An 18,593-nucleotide genomic window follows, 5' to 3' on the forward strand; every position below is an offset into this window, starting at 1 on the left:
TAAGATTGTGAGCCGTAAGCTTGGAGAAACTGGCGTGCTAAAAATGACTGCTCTCCGTCCTGCGATCCGCCACCTCGCCAATGCGTTCGCCAACGATGTAGATCGGGCGACCCTTCACCTCTCGCAATATGCGGCCGACATATTCACCGAGCACGCCGAGCGAGATGAGTTGAACCGAGCCCAGGAACAGGACGGCAACCATCAGCGATGCATAGCCAGGCACGTCGATGCCCGTAATTAGCGTCTTGGCGACGATAAATCCCGCGAAGATCAACGTGCCGATGGCAATGAGGCCGCCGAGATAGCTCCAGACGCGAAGCGGGACGGTCGATGCCGACGTCAGCCCGTCGAGCGCAAGCGTCCATAGCTTCCAGTAGCCGAAGTGGCTTGTTCCATCCTCGCGTTCGGCGCGTTCGTACTCCACTGCTGCCTGGCGGAAGCCGGTCCAGGCGAACAGGCCTGTCATGAAGCGGTTTCGCTCGGGCATTTTCTTGATGATCTCGACGACCTTGCGATCGAGCAGGCGGAAGTCGCCGGCATGTTCGGGAATCTTGTCGTGACTGAGCGCATTGTGCGCGCGATAATATAGGTCGGCGGTCAGCCGCTTGGGCAGGCTGTCCGAGCTGCGGTTGGTGCGCACGCCGTAGACGATGTCGTTGCCCTCGCGCCATTTACGCAGCATCTCTGCGATCGCCTCCGGCGGGTCCTGCATGTCGACATCGAAGGGGATGACAGCCTTGCCTTGCGCATGGTCGAGCCCCGCGGTGAGCGCCGCTTCCTTGCCGAAATTGCGCGACAGCGAGATCGCACCGATGCGCGGATCGGTCGCGCTCGCCGCGCGAATCAACGACAAGGTTTCGTCGCGACTGCCGTCGTCGATGAACAAGATTTCGAACGATCCCGAAGCCGGATCGTCCATCTTTTCGAGCAGCGGGACCACACGCTCGAGGAAGGCGGGGATGGCCTCTTCCTCGTTCATGACGGGAACCAGCAGCGTCAGCTCCGCCGCCTCTCGCGCCGGTCCGTCGTCGACCCGCCGCCGAAACTCCTCGTTCCCCGTCATGCGTCGTCTCCCCCACTCATCCATTGGAGCATAGCGCAATTTGCCGGATCGCAAAGGCTCTCCGGCCGTAGCCGAGCCGTGACGTCAGCGAAGGAATTCCTCGACGATTAACCAATTTTGAAAGGTTTGCCTTCTATTTACCTTCCCACGAGAGAGTTAATCCATGTCAATCGGGGTAAGGTTGAGCGCATGAACGCATTTGGAAATCGTGGCGGTATGGGCAAGGGGGCGCGTCCTTCCTTCGGTGTCGCTCGGCCCATGAAGGGCGCTCCGGCCAGCCCCGGCAAAGACAAACATTCGCCCGAGAGCGAAGAGCAACTTCCCTCGGACGAAGAACTCGACAAGGCAGCGACCGAAACTGCCGCTGCGCCCATGGCCGCCCCCGGTTCCGCGATGGACAAGCTCAACCAGCGCATGAACGACGACCATAAGGGCGAGGACAAGGCCGAAGGGTTCGAGGCGTCGGTCAACAAGATCAAGGACCAGGTGCTCCCGCGCCTGCTCGAGCGCGTCGACCCCGAGGCCGCCGCCACGCTCGGCAAGGACGAGCTGGCCGAGGAATTCCGCCCGATCATTTCCGAAGTGCTCGCCGAGCTGAAGATCACGCTTAACCGCCGCGAGCAGTTCGCGCTGGAAAAGGTGCTGGTTGACGAACTGCTCGGTCTTGGGCCGCTCGAAGAGCTGCTTGCCGACCCCGACGTCTCCGACATCATGGTCAACGGCCCCGACCAGACCTTCGTGGAAAAGAAGGGCAAGCTGCAACTGTCCAAGATCCAGTTCCGCGACGAAGAGCATCTCTTCTCGATCGCGCAGCGGATCGTGAACAAGGTCGGCCGCCGCGTCGACCAGACCACACCGCTCGCCGACGCCCGTCTCCAGGACGGCAGCCGTGTGAACGTCATCATCCCGCCGCTGTCGCTCAAGGGCACGGCCATCTCGATCCGTAAATTCTCGGACAAGCCGATCACGATCGACATGATGAAGGGCTTCGGCTCGATGTCCGATGCGATGGCCACCTGCCTCAAGATTGCGGGCGCCAGCCGCATGAACATCGTCATCTCGGGCGGTACCGGCTCGGGTAAGACGACCATGCTCAACGCGCTGTCGAAAATGATCGACCCGGGCGAGCGTGTGATCACGATCGAAGACGCGGCCGAACTTCGCCTGCAGCAGCCGCACTGGCTGCCGCTCGAAACCCGCCCCGCCAACCTCGAGGGCCAAGGCGCGATCCACATTCGCGATCTCGTCATCAACGCCCTGCGTATGCGTCCCGACCGCATCATCCTGGGCGAAATTCGTGGTCAGGAATGTTTCGACCTCCTGGCCGCGATGAACACGGGCCATGACGGTTCGATGGCGACGCTCCACTCCAACAGCCCGCGCGAATGCCTGGCTCGTATGGAAAACATGGTCATGATGGGTGACATCAAGATTCCGAAGGAAGCCATTTCGCGCCAGATCGCGGACTCGGTCGACCTCATCGTGCAGGTGAAACGTCTGCGCGACGGTTCGCGTCGTACCACCAACATCACCGAAGTGATCGGGATGGAAGGCGACGTCATCGTGACGCAGGAATTGTTCAAGTTCGAATATCACGACGAGAGCGCGGACGGGAAAATCATCGGCGAATATGCCTCGATGGGCCTGCGCCCCTACACGCTCGACAAGGCCAAGCAGTTCGGTTTCGACCAGCCTTATCTCGAGGCCTGCCTCTAAAGACTTGCACGCGGGGTCAAAGCCCCCATCTTGGCGGGACACTCAATTGGGGAGTCCCAGTCTCATGCGTGATCGTTCGCTCGCTTTTCTCGTCCTTCTCTTGGCTGCATGTTCGCCCGAGGCGGACATCGCCACTTCCTCAGACAATGGCGAAGTCGCCGAGCAGAACCGGCTGGATGCCGTGATCGCAAGCGACTTGCGCAGCGCCGAGAACAAGGCGCGCGACCAATATCGCCACCCCAAGGAAACGCTCGAATTCTTCGGTGTCGAGGCCGACGACCTGGTCGTCGAAATGTGGCCCGGCGGCGGCTGGTATACCGAGATCCTCGCCCTTTACCTCGCCGACGAGGGCAGCCTCGCGCTGGTCGCGGCCGACGACCGCCTCGATTCCGTGCGCAAGCTTGCCGAAGCGCATCCCGACGCCTTCAAGTCGGTGCTCTTCTCACCCGTCGACTCGCCGCGCGACGCGACGACCTTCCCCGCGGGCAGCGCCGACGTTGTCCTGACCTTCCGCAACGTCCACAATTGGGAAATGGGCGACGAGCCCTATGGTGACGACATGTTCGCTGCCATGTTCGACATGCTGCGCCCCGGCGGGACGCTGGGTGTGGTCGAGCACCGCCTGCCCGAAGACCGCCCCGACGAGGACATGAAGACCTCGGGCTACATGAAGCAGAGCCGCGTCGTGGCGCTGGCCGAGGCCGCCGGGTTCGAACTGGTCGAAGCCAGCGAGATCAACGCCAATCCCAACGACACGGCCGACCATCCGCGCGGGGTCTGGACCCTGCCCCCGCGCCTGCGCCTCGAAGACCAGGATCGCGACATGTATCTCGCGATCGGCGAGAGCGACCGCATGACGCTGAAGTTCCGCAAGCCCGAGTAAGAATGGACGAGGCGACCGCCCGCCGGCTGCTCGAAGAGAAGCTCGCCGAGCTGCTCGACGAGGACCGGCTGGGCGACGCCGATCGCGCCACGGTCGAGCTTGACCAGGAGTCGGTCGGTCGCCTGTCACGCATGGATGCGCTGCAGGTGCAGGCCATGGCGGAAGCGCAGGCTCGACGGCGATCCGCCGCTCGGAACCGCATCCGTGCTGCGCTCAAAAGGCTCGACGACGGCGACTTCGGCTACTGCATCGAATGCGGCGACGACATCGCGGCGAAGCGCCTCGAACATGATCCCAGCGTGACACACTGCATCAAATGCGCCTCGTGACCGGGGAACCTTCCGGCTCCAGAACAATTCAACAGATGTGAACGGGCGCTCGGGCCCGACTGGAGGATTATTGCGTGACACAACAGGGGGATAAAGGCCGGGTTCTCATCGTCGAGGACAGCCCGGTCATTGCCGTGGATGCCGAGCAGCGTCTTCAGGACGACGGCTGGTTCGTCGTCGGCCCCGCCTATGACATGGATCAGGCGATCGACCTCGCCAAGCGCGAGCAATTCGACGCTGCCGTCCTCGATCTGAATATTCGCGGCGAAAAAAGCTTTGCAGTCATGCAAATTTTGCATGAGCGCAATATCCCGTTTCTCATCACGTCGGGCTACGCCGACTGGTCGATGCCCGAGGAATGGCGCGATCGTCCCCGCCTTCAAAAGCCTTACAAGCTGGGCTCACTCGTCGGTGCGGTTTGCGAACTTGCCGGTGCCGATCAGCCCTCGGATGGCTAAGCCCTTCGACCATCATTGATTCTGCGACCCTCGCTGCTAGGAAGGCGGCGGGAGATCGAATTTTCATGAATGCAATCAAGCGGGTCGTCATCGTCGGCGGCGGAACGGCAGGCTGGCTGACGGCTGGCATCCTGGCTTCGCGCCATCCCAGGCGTGACGAACAGGGAATTTCCATTACGCTGGTCGAAAGTCCCGACACGCCGACCATCGGTGTTGGCGAAGGGACCTGGCCGACGCTTCGGGAATCGCTCGAACGGATCGGTATTTCCGAACATGAGTTCATCCGTCGGTGCGACGCGTCGTTCAAGCAGGCGTCGCGCTTCGACGGTTGGCGCAACGGGACGGACAGCTACTATCACCCGTTCACGCCGCCCCCCGAAGAGCAGCCGGTCGACCTTTACGCCGCATGGCGTTCGCTCGACCCGGACCGGTCCTTCGCCGACTTCGTGACTCCGCAGGTCGCCGCTTGCGACCGCCATTTGGCGCCCAAGGCGCCGGGGCTGGAAGAATATCGCGGCGCGCTGAACTACGCCTACCATCTCGACGCCGGCAAATTTGCCGAGATGCTCCGCGAACATTCCACAGAGAAGCTCGGCGTCACGCATCTCAGCGCGCATGTCACGAGCATCGAAGCCGCCGACAATGGTGACATTGCCGCGATCGAGACTAAGCAGGCCGGTCGCATCGAGGGTGATTTCTTCATCGATTGCACGGGCATGCGTTCGCTGCTGCTCGGCGACCATTACGGGGTTGCGAGCAACGACGTGTCCGACCGCCTGTTCAACGACCGCGCGTTGGTCGTGCAGGCGCCGGTCGAGGAAGGCAGCCCCATCGCCTCGCAGACGATCGGCACTGCTCACTCGGCCGGCTGGATCTGGGACATCGGCCTTCCCACGCGCCGCGGCATCGGTTTCGTCTATTCCTCGCGCTACCTCGACGAGGAAAAGGCCGCCGAAGGGCTCGACGCCTATCTCAAGAAGAGCGGCTCCAAGTCCTCGCTCAAGGACCTGAAGTCACGCACCATCCCCTTCAAATCGGGATGGCGCGAACGGTTTTTCGAACGCAACTGCGTGGCGATCGGACTGAGCGCCGGTTTCGTGGAGCCGCTGGAAGCATCGGCGATCGTGACGATCGAACTCGCCGCCAGCTTCGTTGCCGATCACTTCCCGGGCGACCGCAGCGCGATGGACGTGCTGGCGCGGCGCTTCAACCGCAGCTTTTCCTACCGCTGGGACCGGATCGAGGATTTCCTTAAGCTTCACTACGTGCTCAGCGAGCGTGACGAGCCCTATTGGAAGGACAATGTCGACCCGGCCTCGATGAGCGACACGCTGGCGGGCTCGCTCGACTTCTGGCGAGTCAGTCCGCCGAGCCTGATCGACTTCCCCCAGGCCGAGGAAATGTTCCCGGCCATCAGCTATCAGTTCATCCTCTATGGCATGGGCTTCAGAAGCGAGCTGCCCGGGAGCTACCGCGCCATCAATCCCGAACGGCTGATAAAAGACCTCAAGCATATCGCGCAGGCACGCGACGTCTTCGCACGCCAGCTCCCGACCAATCGGAAGTGGCTCGACGACCTGCGCGCTTGAGTTGTTAAGGTGTTGACGTAGGGGGAAAAATGGTGGGCGTGGCAAGGATTGAACTTGCGACCCCTACGATGTCAACATAGTGCTCTACCACTGAGCTACACGCCCACGCTGGAGGGTGCCTTTAGAGGGCGAATCAGCGCTTGCCAAGGGGGTATGGCGACCTTTTTTGAAGGCGACCGCGAGCGTTGCCCTAAAGCCGCCCGTGCTGGTCCTCGCTCTGGAAGATGCGATCCACCTCGGCAACCAGATCCTTAAGGTGGAACGGCTTCGACAGAAGCTTGGCTTCGGGCGCGGTCTTGCCGCCCTGGAGCGCCACCGCGGCGAAGCCAGTGATGAACATCACGCGGATCGAAGGGTCGATCGCGCTGGCTTTCTGCGCCAGCTCGATGCCGTCCATTTCGGGCATCACGATGTCGGTCAGCAGCAGGTCGAACTTGTCCTTTTCAAGCAGCGGTACCGCTTCGGTGCCGCAGCCCACGGACTCGACCTCGTACCCCACGCGTTCAAGTGCTCGCGAGAGATATTCGCGCATCGACGTATCGTCTTCAGCCAGGAGAATCTTTGCCATGGCCACTCTATGAGGCCTCGCAGCGCGTTTGACCAGATGCTGGAACGCCACTTGTCGATTGATGTCGCAAAACGGCACGCCTATTTCTGCGCGACGATGAACGAGCCGCCTCTCCCGACCCCGACCATGGTACACGGCAACGATGGTTCGCCCGTCATCCTGTCCATGCCGCACAGCGGGCGAGATATTCCGGACTGGCTTGCCAGCCGCGCAGTCGGTGGACGAGACGCGCTCCTGTCGCTCTCCGACCCTTATGTCGATGCCATCGCCGCGCCCTTCCTCGACGAGGGGTTAGCGGCAGTCATCGCGCATGCGCCGCGTGCGGCCATCGACCCCAATCGCCGCCCCGACGAGCTCGATCCGATGATCGCCGACGGTCCCCCTCCCCCACCCGGCAGCAAGGCCGCGAACGGGATCGGGCTCATTCCCTCGCGAGGGCGTGGGCGAAAACCGTTGTGGAAGACGCAAATCGGCACCGCCAATGTCGCGAAGCGTCTGCGAAGTGCCTGGGACCCCTACCACGAAGCGCTGGGGGCGCTGATCGAACAGTCACTCGCGCGGCACGGCCAGGCCATCCTGCTCGACCTCCACTCGATGCCGCCGGCGCGGCGGGGCTTGCCGCGCGTGGTCCTCGGCGACCGGCATGGCAAGAGCGCGAATGCCGATCTGGTCGAAGCGATCCGGCGTGCGCTGGTCGATGTCGGAGAAGAGTGCGCGCTCAACCATCCCTATGCCGGCGGCGCGATCGTCGCGATGCATGGCGACCCCGATCGCCATGTCCATGCGGTGCAGGTCGAATTCGATCGCTCGCTCTATCTCGAGCCGCGACTGCGCCAGCCCGGCCCCGGTCTCGCTCGCGCGCGTCGCCTGTTGGCAGCCATCATCGACGCCGCGACGCCAGACGAGGCCCATACGCTCGCTGCCGAATGAAAAAGGCCGCCCCCGAACCAACGGGAGCGGCCTTCTCGTCGTTTGCGATCAAAGCTTAGGCGTCGGCCTTGGCCTTGTTCGCCTTTTCCATCATCTCGGTCAGTTCCTTGGGACCCTTGCCGAGCTTCATCTGACGCTGGAAGATCTCGCGGATCTGCGCCAGCGACAGGAGGTGCGCGAGAATGACCGGCAGCATCCCGTTCTGGTTCATCTTGCGCAGCTTGTCGCCCGACAGTTCGGAGAATTTCTTCTCGTCGACCATCTGGAAACCGCGATAGACGAACGGCTGCTCAAGCCCTTCGGGCTGGATCGAGACTTCGCCTTCCATCAGAAGGTCGAGTTCCTTGAGTTCCTTCATGAACATCGCGGTGCGCTGGGCGCCCATCTCGAACTGCTCGCAGAACTGCATGACGCGCTTCGTGGCTTCCGACGGCTCGTCATTTTCGAACAGCGGATGGCCCTTGTCGCCGATCGCGCCCGAAGTCGGGTCGACGCACAGCGAAAGGTCTTCCGCGTCCTTGGTCAGGCGCGCGAGCATGAACGGGTAGCGGCGGATGTAAGCCGGGATGTAGAGGAAGTCGTCGTCGAGGCGACCCTTGTCGTTGACGAACGCATTGACGCCTTCGTGGAGGCCCATCAGCGCGAGCGGCACGGGATTGTCGCCCGCCGAGAAGACCACGGGATAGTGGCGCTGCAGCATCGGGAATTCTTCGACCGTCACGGGGACGGCATGTACCTTCGACATGATGGCCGGACCATCGATATTGTCGATCTTGAGGTCGCCATGCTTTTCCTTGCTGATCGGCTCGAGGCCTTCGTAAAGAACCGGCAGGGCGTGTTGGGGCGCTTGGCTCGCCATGGTGTATTCTCCTGGGTGCAGGGCCACATTGCGCTGCGCCGCGCGCGGTCGCAAATTGGCCCGAAATTTCGATGCGCTGCCTCTACGGCGTTGCGGCCCGCGACGCAACCGTCCTTCGGCCCTGTCAACCCCGCATTTCGCCCTTTTCAGGAACGGGTTGCACAAAAAGTTCATATGGGGTTCAAGGCATGCATGGCAGGCGGTGTGAGAGGACATGGCCTGACAAACGGCCGCAACCCCAAAGGATTGCATGACCGCGAGAGCGACCCGAACCCTGATCGTTGGACTGGCACTGGCTGCCGGCACGTCCAGCGTTGGGCAGACGCAAGACAATCCCCGCGGTCTCGATCTTGCCAATCGCGATGTCGGGATGGTGTCGACGACCGCCCGTCCGCCAGCCGTTCGGCGCGTCATCATTCGCAATCAACTCATCCTCAAGATTCCACTGCAGCCGCGCCAGGCGACGCCGATGCAGTATCAGGTGCTCGAAGCACCGCGCTGCCTCGCGACACGCGCAATCGCAGGCGCGCGCCTCTCGGGTGAGCGCTCAATCGATTTCCTTATCTCGCGCGACCGGAGGCTGCGCGCGCATATGGACAGCGACTGCAAGAGCCTCGACTTCTATGGCGGCTTCTATTTGCAGCCAACCGACGAGCGTCTGTGTGCCGGCCGTGACGTCATTCGCACCCGCATGGGCGGCAACTGTCGCATCGAGCGTTTCCAGCTTCTCCAGCCGGTCGAAAGTTAAACCTCACCCGGGCGCGACTTTCCTTGACTTTTGAAGGTGTAACGGGCATCCGCCCACCCGTTGCCGGCGTGCCTGGCAACTCCTTGAATTTTTCCGGATATTTGCATGTCTTTCGCCGATCTCGGCCTTTCCGATTCATTGCTCAAAGCCATCGGCGACGCTGGCTATACCGAGCCCACTCCGATCCAGAAGGGCACGATCACGCCCGTCCTCATGGGCAAGGACCTGATCGGTATTGCACAGACGGGGACCGGCAAGACCGCAAGCTTCGTGCTGCCGATGATCGATGTGCTCGCCGAGGGGCGTAGCCGCGCACGCATGCCGCGCTCGCTGATCCTCGAGCCGACGCGCGAACTCGCCGCGCAGGTCGCCGAGAATTTCGAGAAATACGGAAAGTATCACAACCTCTCGATGACGCTGCTCATCGGCGGGGTGCAGATGGGTGACCAGATCAAGGCTCTCGAAAAGGGAGTCGACGTGCTGATCGCCACGCCCGGCCGCCTGCTCGACCTGTTCGAACGCGGCAAAATCCTTCTGACCGGTTGCGACCTGCTCGTCATCGACGAAGCCGACCGCATGCTCGATATGGGCTTTATCCCCGACATCGAGAGCATTTGTCAGAAGCTTCCGAAAAACCGCCAGACGTTGCTGTTTTCGGCGACCATGCCGCCGCCGATCAAGAAGCTGGCGGACCAGTTCCTGACCGATCCCAAGATGGTCGAAGTCGCGCGTGCAGCGACGACCAACGAGAATATCGACCAGCAGATCCGCTCGGTCAGCCCGCGCGGCAAGGAAAAGGCGCTCAAGGACATTCTTCGCGATGTCGAAACCGGCATCGTCTTCTGCAACAAGAAGGTGACGGTCCGCGACCTGACGACCAAGCTGCGCCGCGACGGGTTCCGCGTCGGCCAGATCCAGGGCGACATGGACCAGTCCGACCGCATTGCCGAGCTCGACCGCTTCAAGGCAGGCGAAATCAACATCCTCGTGGCTTCCGACGTTGCCGCGCGCGGGCTCGACATCAAGGGTGTGAGCCATGTCGTAAACTACGACGTGCCGTGGCAGCCCGACGATTATGTCCATCGCATCGGGCGGACTGGCCGTGCGGGCGCGACCGGCACCGCGATCACGCTTGCGACGCGCTCGGACGCCGATGCGATCGAAGCGATCGAGAAGCTGACCAAGCACAAGATCGGCACCGGCAAGTCGGACGAGACGTCGGCTCCCGAAAAGAAGAAGACCGAAGAGCGCGCACCCAAGAAAGCCGAACCGAGGGCCGACGAGGAAGCACCCAAGAAAAAGCGCAGCCGTGGCGGACGCCGGAAAAAGAAATCGGACGTCGAACCGGGCATCGAGGCGGCGGAAGCGTCGTATGAGGATGACCGTCCCGACACGCCGGCCGCCGAGGCGCTCCCGGCCAAGCCGCTCGACCCTGAAGTCGCCGATGGCGAATGGGCTGGCCCGGTCCCGGCCTTCCTCTCGCAGGGCGCGCGCTAGGCGCCGCGGCGGCGGTAGCGATCCAGGAATTCGTTGGCGAAAGCGTCGAAGCGACCATCGACGATCGCCGCACGCATGTCGCTCATGAGCCGCTGGTAGAAGCTGAGGTTATGCTCGGTCATGAGCATGGCACCGAGAATCTCGCCCGAGCGCACCAGATGATGCACGTAGGCGCGGCTATAGGTCGAACAAGTCGGGCATTCGCAGGACGCGTCGAGCGGCGATGTATCCTCGGCAAAGCGCGCGTTGCGGATATTAATCGGCCCATCGAGCGTGAAGGCCTGCCCAGTCCGCCCCGACCGGCTCGGTAGCACGCAGTCGAACATGTCGATCCCGCGCCGCACGGCCTCGACCAGGTCGTCGGGCTTGCCCACCCCCATCAGGTAGCGCGGCTTGCCGATCGGTAGCTGGTCGGGTGCGAAGTCCAGGCAGCCGAGCATCGCTTCCTGCCCTTCGCCCACTGCGAGCCCGCCGACCGCATAGCCGTCGAAGCCGATGTCTATCAGCGCGTCGGCGCTCTCCTTGCGGAGCTTCTCGTCGAGCACGCCTTGCTGGATGCCGAAGATCGCGGCGCGCTCGGCATGCGCGCCGCCGCGGTCGAACTCGGCGCGGCTACGCTTGGCCCACGCGATCGAACGGTCCATCGCCTCGCGCTGCTTCTCGGCGTTCACGTCGGGGCGCACCAGTTCGTCGAACTGCATGATGATGTCGCTGTCGAGCAGGCGCTGGACCTCGATCGAACGCTCGGGCGTCAGCAGGTGCCGCGATCCGTCGAGATGGCTTTTAAAGTTAACGCCCTCGTCGGTGACTTTCGAAAGGTCCGACAGGCTCATCACCTGGTAGCCGCCGCTGTCCGTCAGGATCGGGCGCTTCCAATTCATGAATTTGTGGAGCCCGCCAAGCTTCGCCACCCGCTCCGCGCCCGGGCGCAGCATCAGGTGATATGTATTGCCCAAGATGATGTCCGCGCCAGTGCGTCGCACAGCCTCGGGCTTCATCGCCTTGACCGTCGCTGCAGTACCGACCGGCATGAAGGCGGGCGTGCGAATTTCGCCGCGCTGCATGGTGAGCGTGCCGGTGCGCGCCTTGCCGTCGGTGGCGGCGATCTGGAATCGGAAACGAGGAGTCGTAGATGATGACATGGGGCGCGCTGTTAGCGGCTCGGCTAGAAGTCGTAAACGACCGTGATGCGCGTCAGCGTGTCGGTCTCGACCGCGCCTGCTGGCGGATCGCTTTCATGATCGACTTCGAACGACACGCGTCCGAGCAGGTGGTCGGAGAAGCGTGCTTCGAGCCCCGTCACCGAGCTGTAGCTGCTCTGTCCGTTGACAATGGCTTCGGCTTCCTCGGTCAGCGCGATCGTGTCGGTAATCGCCCAGCGCGCCGACAAGCCGGAAAGGCCCGACAGACTGCTCTCGTTGGGCGCATCGATATAGTTGGTGCGGCGCCAGGCGGGGCCGGCCTTGAGCGACAGCGCGAAGTTATCGCTTTCGATCACGCGCCAGCCGACACCGCCCGACAATGTCGTGCGCCAGCCAATGCCCTGCAGCCGGTCGCGCTCGACCCCGGCAAGTCCGAAGGCGAAAGCGCGCGTACCGATGTCGCGCTGCGGCTCGTAGGCGAGCGAAAAGATTTCGCGATCGGTTTCGCCGTCTGAACGCTGGTAGTCGGCCGATCCGGTCAGCTTGTGACGCCAGTCGATGCCGTTGCGGGCCAAAGCGAAACCGGCGCTGACGCCCACGCTGTCGCTATTGCCGGTCGACTGAAACCCGCCCAGCTCGCCGCGCCCTTCCCAGCGCTCGAACATCGAAGCTTCCAGGAGCGCCTCGATCCGCCGCGCTTCGACACGGGCGGCGATCGCACGGCGGTTGGCACGCGCCTCCGTCTCGATCGCGTCGATCTCCGCCAGATTGTCGGGATAGGCTTCGCGCGCGATCCCTAGCACCGTGTCGAGCTTGGGCTTGTCGCCCGTTTCTGCTGCCGCTTCGATCATGGCGCGCACGCCCTCGGGCAGCGGCGCCTGCGGCTCGTCCTGCACCAGCGCCAGTGCAGCCAACATCTCGAACATGAAAGTCCCCTTTTCGGTCGGCGCGCGGGCTAACGCGACCGCGCGGCACGGGTCAAGGGATCAGCAGCGAACTGTCGCCATAGCTGTAAAAGCGGTAGCGCTCGGCGATTGCGTGCGCGTATGCCGCCTTCATCGTGTCGAGCCCCATCAGCGCGCTGACGAGCATGAACAGCGTCGACTTGGGAAGGTGGAAATTTGTCATCAACCCGCCCACCGCGCGGAAACGGTAACCCGGGGTGATGAAGATATCGGTGTCGCCCTCAAACGGCTGAATGACGCCATCCTCATCGGCCGCGCTTTCGATCAAGCGTAAAGCCGTAGTGCCGACCGCGATCAGTCGCCCGCCCTTCTCGCGCGCCGCATTGAGCCGCTCGGCGGTGGCAGCGTCGATGCGCCCCCACTCGCTGTGCATCTTGTGATCGGCGGTATCGTCCGCCTTCACCGGCAGGAAGGTCCCGGCACCGACATGGAGGGTCAGCGTCTCGCGCCCGATGCCTTTGGCATCGATCGCCTCGACCAGGCGGTCGGTAAAGTGCAGCGAGGCGGTCGGCGCGGCAACCGCGCCATCCTCCTTCGCAAACATCGTCTGATAGTCCTCGCGGTCGCGCTCGTCCGTGCCCCGCTTGCTGGCGATATAGGGCGGTAGCGGCATGGTGCCAGCGCGCTCGAGCAGCAGCTCGACCGGCTCATCGCCCAGGAATTCGAAGAGGACCGCGCCATCGTCGCCCCGGCGGAGTGCCGTTGCCTCGACCCCGCCACCGAACTCGACCGTGTCGCCATCACGCACGCGCTTGGCATTGCGCACGAAAGCCCACCACTGGCGCAGCCCCTCGCGCTTGTGGAGCGTGACGCCGACTTTCGCTTCGCCGCGCCGCCCTTCGAGCTGCGCCGGAATGACGCGCGTGTCGTTGAACACGAGGACATCATGCTCGTCGAGCAGGTCGGGCAGTTCGAGCACCATCCGGTCCTCGATAACACCGCCCTTCACGTGCAGCATGCGCGCGGCATCACGCGGCACTGCGGGGCGCAGCGCGATCAACTCTTGCGGAAGCTCGAAATCGAATGCGTCGACGCGCATTATTCGCTGTCGGCGGCCTTTGCCATTTCGACCGGAGTCGCGGGCGCGGAAGGCATCGGTCCGCCGAGATAGGCGCGCACGATCATCGTCGGTTGCGCAGGCGGCTGACCCGGCGCGATGCGATCGACCACGTCCATGCCGCTGGCGACGCGGCCGACGACCGTATAGTCGAAGTCGAGCGACAGGTTGGCAGTGAACATGATGTAGAATTGGCTGTTCGCGCTGTTCGGGTCGGTTGCGCGCGCCATGGCGAAGGCACCGCGCACATGCGGCAGACGGTTGAACTCGGCCTCGAGGTCGGGAAGCTCGCTGCCGCCCTGGCCCGTACCGGTGGGATCGCCGCCCTGCGCCATGAAGCCCGGAATCACGCGGTGGAAGATGATGCCGTCATAGAAGCCCTGCGTCGCCAGCTGCTGGATGCGATAGACATGCTGGGGCGCGATATCGGGCCGCAGCAGGATCTCAACCGTGCCGCCATTGGTCAGCTTGAGAAACAGGCGATTGGACGGATCGGCCTTGATCTCCTCGGGCGCCTTGTGGCTCGCCACCTTCACCTCCTGCGCAACGGCGGGCGAGGCAACGCCCAGCGCAAGGGCCGACAGGGCCAGACCGACAAGTTTCAACATCCCAGAACCCTTTCGACTTCAATTCCTTGGCCACCCGCCTAGCCAAGCGAGCGGTGTGCGACAAGCGCCTAGCGGGCGCAAGATGAACTAGAGCTTGGCGGCGACGTCCTTCGCCACTTGCGGCGTCACGAATTTGTCGATCGGGCCGCCATAGCGGGCGATCTCCTTGACCAGCTTCGACGCGATAGGCTGGAGCGAGACGTCGGCCATCAGGAAGACCGTCTCGATCTGGTCGTTGATCTGCTGGTTCATGCCCGCCATCTGGTATTCATACTCGAAATCCGCGACCGCGCGCAGGCCCCGGATAACCATCGACGCATCCTGCTCGGCGGCGAAATTCATCAGCAGGCTGTCGAAGCCCACGACCTCGATCGTGCCGTCGATCTCGGCAACCTCGCGCCGCACCATGTCCAGCCGCTCTTCGGTGGAAAACATCGGGTTCTTGGACGGGTTGGTGGTTACCCCGATGACCAATTTGTCGACCAGCCGCGCGCCGCGGCGGATGATGTCGAGATGCCCCAGCGTGATGGGGTCGAAGGTCCCGGGATAGACGCCGATGCGCATGATCAATGGTTCCTTTTCACGACGTAGCGGGCGATGGCGCGCAGGAGATCGGCCTCTTCGCCATGCTTGGCCAGATGCTCGATCGCCTGCTCGACCAGCAGGTCGGCCTGCTGGCGCGCGGCGTCCTCGCCCATGAGCGAGACGAAGGTTGCCTTGCCGGCCTCGGCATCCTTGCCGACCCTTTTGCCCGCTGCTTCCTCGTCGCCCGAATGATCGATCAGGTCGTCCGCGATCTGGAAGGCGAGCCCGATATTGCGTGCATAGCCGCGATAGGGGGTGCGCTCGGCCTCGGGCAGTTTGGCCATGATGCAGGCCGCCTCGACGCTAAATTCGATCAGCGCGCCGGTCTTGAGCTGCTGGAGCCGCGTGATCGCGTCCATGTCGAGCGGCCCCTCTTCTTCCGCGACAAGGTCCATCATCTGTCCGCCCGCCATGCCCGATGGCCCGGAGGCGCGGGCGAGCGCAGCGATCAGTTCGGCGCGTACTGAGGGCCGCTCGTGCGTCGCTTCGTCGGCAAGCACGGTAAAGGCGATGTCGTGGAGGCAGTCGCCCGCCAGCACGGCGGTGCATTCGTCGAACGCCTTGTGCGTCGTCGGCTTGCCCCGGCGCAGGTCGTCATCGTCCATGCAGGGCAAATCGTCATGGATCAGCGAATAGACGTGGATGCACTCGATCGCGGTGCCGACGCGGAGCGCGCGGTCGCGGTCGATCGCGAACAGGTTGCACGCCGCCACGGTCAGGAGCGGACGCATCCGTTTGCCCCCGCCGATCGCGGCATGGCGCATCGCTTCGTAGAGGCGGTCGCGGCGGTCGCCGGGAATAGCGAGCAACTTGTCGAACAGCGCATCGACGTCTTCGCCCACACGCGCGGCTTCACTGGCCAGCTCGGGTGGCAGGCCGCTCACCGGATCAGCCTGCATCATACTCGGCGGTGCCGGTCGGCTGCCCGTCGGCACCCAGCGTGATCTGCTCGATTTTCTCGCGCGCGGCCTTGAGGCGCGCTTCGCAATGCTTCTTCAGCTGTTCGCCGCGCTGGTAGAGCGCGATCGAGGCGTCGAGGCTTTCCTCACCCGCCTCGAGCTTGCGCACGATGGCTTCGAGTTCTTCGAGCGCTGCCTCGAAGGAGAGGTCGTCGACCCCATTATCGCTTCCCGCGGAGGTGTTTGGTTGGTCCGTCATGGGTGCGACTGTGCCGACCTCTCCTCAAAGGATCAATGCTTGAACGGGTCCTTGATGCCGGGCACGATCTCGTCCGCCGTATCGTCTTCGCCGTTCGCAGCCGCTTCCTCGGCAGCCAGCGCGGCTTCGGCTTCGGCAGCGTGACGCTCGCGCTCGGCGCGCAGCTCGCTGATCAGCGCTTCACGATCCTCGGCCGACGGATTGGTGTCGGCGACTTCGTTGCCGCTTGCCTTGGCCGCCTTGGCGACGGCAGCATCGAGTTCGCGCTGCGTGGTCAGGCCGAGCGTCACCGGATCCTTGGGCTGGATGTTGGCCATGTTCCAGTGGGTACGCTCGCGGATCGCGCCGATCGTGGTGCGGGTCGTGCCGATCAGCTTGCTAATCTGCGCGTCGGTGACGTCGGGATGGTTCTTGATGATCCAGGCGATGCCGTCGGGTTTGTCCTGACGCTTCGACACGGGGGTGTAGCGCGGGCCCTTAGTGCGTTCGGGCGCGTCGGCGGCCTTCTGGATCTGGAGGACGTAGTCGGGGTCTTTCTCGCCCTTCTCGATTTCTTCGTGGGTCAGCTCGCCCGAACGCAGCGGGTCGCGACCGGTCAGCTTGGTCGCGGCCGTGTCGTCGGCGATCGCCTGCACTTCGAGGATGTGAAGACCGCAAAATTCGGCGATCTGCTGGAAGCTAAGTCCGCTATTGTCGACCAGCCAGGCGGCGGTCGCATGGGGCATGAGTGGCTGGGCCATGTCTCGACTCCGAAAATAAGAAGGGCCGCCCCTTTTCGGAGCGGCCGGAATATGTGGCATGCCGAATACTCCTCCGGCCCGCGAGAGGCAACCCGTTAACGGCGCGGGCGGGTTGACGCATGTTATCATCTTTACTCTTTGTTAGGACTTTGCTCAGAAACTTCCCGTTAATCGCATCGGAGTAAACGAGTAGTCAGGTGTTCCACTTTCGCAAGCCGCGCCGTTGGTGCGGCCTCATACCCGATAAAAGAGGCTGGTTCGCCGTGGTCACAGGCGGGCGGAAGATCGGCTATGTGCGTCGTGAAAGTGCCGGGCGCTGGATCGGCTGCTTTTCCCGCAACACCGAAGAGTCTCAGCCGCCGGTCGTGGGATCGACCCGCGACACCGCCGCCGAGGCGCTCTACTGGCGCGTGAATGCACGCGCGGAGGGGACCGGCGAGGTCTAGGCGAGCGCGCGGTCGAGGTCCGCGATCAGGTCTTCGGGTGCTTCCAGCCCCACCGAAATCCGCACCAATCCATCGCTGATGCCGTGCTTCGCACGATCTTCGGGCGCGTAGGTCGAGTGGGTCATCGATGCAGGGTGCTGGATCAGCGTTTCGCAATTGCCCAGGCTGACCGCGCAATGGATCAGGTCGAGCCCGCGGATGAGGTCCATGCCGGCCTGCATGCCTCCCTTCAGTTCAAACGCGATCATGCCCCCGAAACCGGCCATCTGGCGCTTGGCGACATCGTGACCGGGATCGGATTCGAGTCCCGGATAGTAGACGGCTTCGACGGCCGGATGCTCGGCCAGCCAGCGCGCGAGCGTGCCAGCGCTTGAGGAATGACGGTCCATGCGTAGTTGCAGCGTCTTGAGCCCGCGCATGATCAGCATTGCGGAAAAGGGGCTGAGCACCGAGCCGGTGATGTCCTTGAGGCCCTTCATGCGGATCTCACCGATCAACTCGGCCGTTCCCGCAACGACGCCGGCGACGATGTCGCCATGACCGCCCAGATATTTGCTCGCGCTATGCACGACGAGGTCCGCGCCGAACGAGATCGGGCGCGTCAGATAGGGGGTAGCATAGGTGTTATCGACGATGGTCAGCGCGCCGCTCGCCTTGGCAATCTTTGCGATCGCGGCAATGTCGACCACGCGCATGTTCGGGTTGGCGGGCGTCTCGAAATAGACGATCCGCGTCTGCCCGGAAATCGCGGCCTCGAGCGCCGCGGCGTCGGTCAGGTCGACATGAGTAACCTTGATCCCGAACCGCGCGAGCCCGTCGTGGAGCAGCGCATAGGTGCATCCGTAGAGCGTCTTGTCGGCGATGATCTCGTCGCCCGGCGAGAGAAGCGTCCAAAAGGCCGCCGAGATTGCGCCCATGCCCGAGCCCATGCCCAACGCGGCCTCCGCGCCTTCGAGCACCGCCATGCGCTTTTCGAGCAGATCGACCGTCGGGTTGGAAATGCGCGAATAGATGTGACCTTCGCGCTCGCCGGCGAAGCGGTCGCCCAGCTCTTCCGCATCTGCGGTCGTGAAAGTCGAACTGAGGTGCAGCGGCGGGTTGATCGCGCCCTGCTCGTTCGCCGGATCATAACCCGCATGGATGGCCAGCGTTGCGAAATCGCGATCGGGAACGGCGGTTTCGGCAGTAGGCTCGGCAGCGCGGTCGAGCAGGTCGTAAAGCGTAGTGGCCATCGGGCTTCCCTTTGCGGACG

21 protein-coding genes and 1 tRNA gene are annotated in these 18,593 nt (G+C 63.4%); 9 read left to right on the forward strand and 13 right to left on the reverse strand.

The genetic code is table 11. The annotated features are described in order from the left end of the window. Positions 1 to 37: 37 nt before the first annotated feature. Entirely contained in the window at positions 38 to 1,063 is a 1,026-nt protein-coding gene (locus KTQ36_RS09170) for a glycosyltransferase family 2 protein (protein WP_218633365.1), read from the reverse strand. A 189-nt stretch (positions 1,064 to 1,252) separates the two neighbouring features. On the opposite strand from KTQ36_RS09170, the gene KTQ36_RS09175 reads away from it, so the two are divergent. From KTQ36_RS09175 to KTQ36_RS09195, 5 genes are all read left to right on the forward strand, one after another. Beyond that, positions 1,253 to 2,779: a TadA family conjugal transfer-associated ATPase gene (locus tag KTQ36_RS09175; RefSeq protein WP_218633366.1), complete on the forward strand. Its 1,527-nt coding sequence runs from the start codon at positions 1,253 to 1,255 to the stop codon at positions 2,777 to 2,779. Positions 2,780 to 2,843: 64 nt separating this feature from the next. Then, a complete protein-coding gene (locus KTQ36_RS09180; RefSeq protein WP_218633367.1) occupies positions 2,844 to 3,662 on the forward strand; it encodes a class I SAM-dependent methyltransferase in 819 nt (272 codons plus the stop codon). Between the two features lie 2 nt (positions 3,663 to 3,664). Then, positions 3,665 to 3,991: a TraR/DksA family transcriptional regulator gene (locus KTQ36_RS09185; RefSeq protein WP_218633368.1), complete on the forward strand. Its 327-nt coding sequence runs from the start codon at positions 3,665 to 3,667 to the stop codon at positions 3,989 to 3,991. A 74-nt stretch (positions 3,992 to 4,065) separates the two neighbouring features. Next, a complete protein-coding gene (locus tag KTQ36_RS09190) occupies positions 4,066 to 4,449 on the forward strand; it encodes a response regulator (protein ID WP_218633369.1) in 384 nt (127 codons plus the stop codon). 65 nt (positions 4,450 to 4,514) lie between these two features. Next, the gene (locus KTQ36_RS09195) at positions 4,515 to 6,038 is read left to right on the forward strand and encodes a tryptophan halogenase family protein (protein ID WP_218633370.1); all 1,524 of its coding nucleotides are present in this window, start codon (positions 4,515 to 4,517) and stop codon (positions 6,036 to 6,038) included. A 30-nt stretch (positions 6,039 to 6,068) separates the two neighbouring features. On the opposite strand, the gene KTQ36_RS09200 is transcribed toward KTQ36_RS09195, so the two are convergent. After that, a tRNA-Val gene (locus tag KTQ36_RS09200) sits at positions 6,069 to 6,143 on the reverse strand. Between the two features lie 85 nt (positions 6,144 to 6,228). Beyond that, a complete protein-coding gene (gene cpdR / locus KTQ36_RS09205; RefSeq protein ID WP_218633371.1) occupies positions 6,229 to 6,606 on the reverse strand; it encodes a cell cycle two-component system response regulator CpdR in 378 nt (125 codons plus the stop codon). Positions 6,607 to 6,615: 9 nt separating this feature from the next. Between cpdR and KTQ36_RS09210 the strand changes: the two genes are divergently transcribed. Then, positions 6,616 to 7,536: an N-formylglutamate amidohydrolase gene (locus KTQ36_RS09210; protein WP_218633372.1), complete on the forward strand. Its 921-nt coding sequence runs from the start codon at positions 6,616 to 6,618 to the stop codon at positions 7,534 to 7,536. 55 nt (positions 7,537 to 7,591) lie between these two features. Here the strand turns inward: KTQ36_RS09210 and KTQ36_RS09215 are convergent, their stop codons facing one another. Continuing rightward, on the reverse strand, positions 7,592 to 8,395 hold the full coding sequence (locus KTQ36_RS09215) for a SapC family protein (protein WP_218633373.1): 804 nt from the start codon (positions 8,393 to 8,395) through the stop codon (positions 7,592 to 7,594). Between the two features lie 250 nt (positions 8,396 to 8,645). Here KTQ36_RS09215 and KTQ36_RS09220 point away from each other — a divergent pair, with 250 nt between their 5' ends. Both KTQ36_RS09220 and KTQ36_RS09225 read left to right on the forward strand, forming a co-directional pair. After that, entirely contained in the window at positions 8,646 to 9,143 is a 498-nt protein-coding gene (locus KTQ36_RS09220; protein WP_218633374.1) for a hypothetical protein, read from the forward strand. 105 nt (positions 9,144 to 9,248) lie between these two features. Next, positions 9,249 to 10,640, forward strand: a complete 1,392-nt coding sequence (locus KTQ36_RS09225) for a DEAD/DEAH box helicase (RefSeq protein ID WP_218633375.1) — start codon at positions 9,249 to 9,251, stop codon at positions 10,638 to 10,640. Here KTQ36_RS09225 and tgt read toward each other — a convergent pair. The 8 genes from tgt to KTQ36_RS09265 all read right to left on the reverse strand — a co-directional run bounded on the left by tgt (position 10,637) and on the right by KTQ36_RS09265 (position 16,895). Then, the gene (gene tgt, locus KTQ36_RS09230) at positions 10,637 to 11,782 is read right to left on the reverse strand and encodes a tRNA guanosine(34) transglycosylase Tgt (RefSeq protein WP_218633376.1); all 1,146 of its coding nucleotides are present in this window, start codon (positions 11,780 to 11,782) and stop codon (positions 10,637 to 10,639) included. The two genes, KTQ36_RS09225 and tgt, sit on opposite strands and share 4 nt — an antisense overlap. A gap of 23 nt (positions 11,783 to 11,805) precedes the next feature. Further along, positions 11,806 to 12,708 (reverse strand): DUF481 domain-containing protein, encoded by a 903-nt coding sequence (locus tag KTQ36_RS09235; protein ID WP_218633377.1) that lies wholly within the window; start codon positions 12,706 to 12,708, stop codon positions 11,806 to 11,808. A 52-nt stretch (positions 12,709 to 12,760) separates the two neighbouring features. After that, the gene (gene queA / locus KTQ36_RS09240) at positions 12,761 to 13,786 is read right to left on the reverse strand and encodes a tRNA preQ1(34) S-adenosylmethionine ribosyltransferase-isomerase QueA (protein ID WP_218633378.1); all 1,026 of its coding nucleotides are present in this window, start codon (positions 13,784 to 13,786) and stop codon (positions 12,761 to 12,763) included. Continuing rightward, positions 13,786 to 14,412 (reverse strand): peptidylprolyl isomerase, encoded by a 627-nt coding sequence (locus tag KTQ36_RS09245; protein ID WP_218633379.1) that lies wholly within the window; start codon positions 14,410 to 14,412, stop codon positions 13,786 to 13,788. The genes queA and KTQ36_RS09245 overlap by 1 nt, the downstream gene beginning before the upstream one ends. An 87-nt stretch (positions 14,413 to 14,499) precedes the next feature. Next, positions 14,500 to 14,976 (reverse strand): pantetheine-phosphate adenylyltransferase, encoded by a 477-nt coding sequence (coaD, locus tag KTQ36_RS09250; RefSeq protein WP_218633380.1) that lies wholly within the window; start codon positions 14,974 to 14,976, stop codon positions 14,500 to 14,502. Positions 14,977 to 14,978: 2 nt separating this feature from the next. Beyond that, positions 14,979 to 15,896 (reverse strand): polyprenyl synthetase family protein, encoded by a 918-nt coding sequence (locus tag KTQ36_RS09255; RefSeq protein ID WP_218633903.1) that lies wholly within the window; start codon positions 15,894 to 15,896, stop codon positions 14,979 to 14,981. Beyond that, complete coding sequence (locus KTQ36_RS09260; protein WP_218633381.1) at positions 15,886 to 16,155, reverse strand: exodeoxyribonuclease VII small subunit; 270 nt, start codon at positions 16,153 to 16,155, stop codon at positions 15,886 to 15,888. Before KTQ36_RS09260 ends, KTQ36_RS09255 begins: the two co-directional genes overlap by 11 nt. Before the next feature lie 32 nt (positions 16,156 to 16,187). Then, positions 16,188 to 16,895 carry a DUF1013 domain-containing protein gene (locus KTQ36_RS09265; protein ID WP_218633382.1) on the reverse strand — a complete coding sequence of 236 codons (708 nt, stop codon included), beginning with the start codon at positions 16,893 to 16,895 and terminating at the stop codon, positions 16,188 to 16,190. 197 nt (positions 16,896 to 17,092) lie between these two features. Here KTQ36_RS09265 and KTQ36_RS09270 point away from each other — a divergent pair, with 197 nt between their 5' ends. Next, complete coding sequence (locus KTQ36_RS09270) at positions 17,093 to 17,341, forward strand: hypothetical protein (protein WP_218633383.1); 249 nt, start codon at positions 17,093 to 17,095, stop codon at positions 17,339 to 17,341. On the opposite strand, the gene megL is transcribed toward KTQ36_RS09270, so the two are convergent. Continuing rightward, positions 17,338 to 18,573: a methionine gamma-lyase gene (megL, locus tag KTQ36_RS09275; RefSeq protein WP_218633384.1), complete on the reverse strand. Its 1,236-nt coding sequence runs from the start codon at positions 18,571 to 18,573 to the stop codon at positions 17,338 to 17,340. The two genes, KTQ36_RS09270 and megL, sit on opposite strands and share 4 nt — an antisense overlap. Positions 18,574 to 18,593: the final 20 nt, after the last annotated feature.

The sequence above is a fragment of the Sphingomicrobium clamense genome (assembly GCF_019264355.1).
Lineage (GTDB): Bacteria > Pseudomonadota > Alphaproteobacteria > Sphingomonadales > Sphingomonadaceae > Sphingomicrobium > Sphingomicrobium clamense.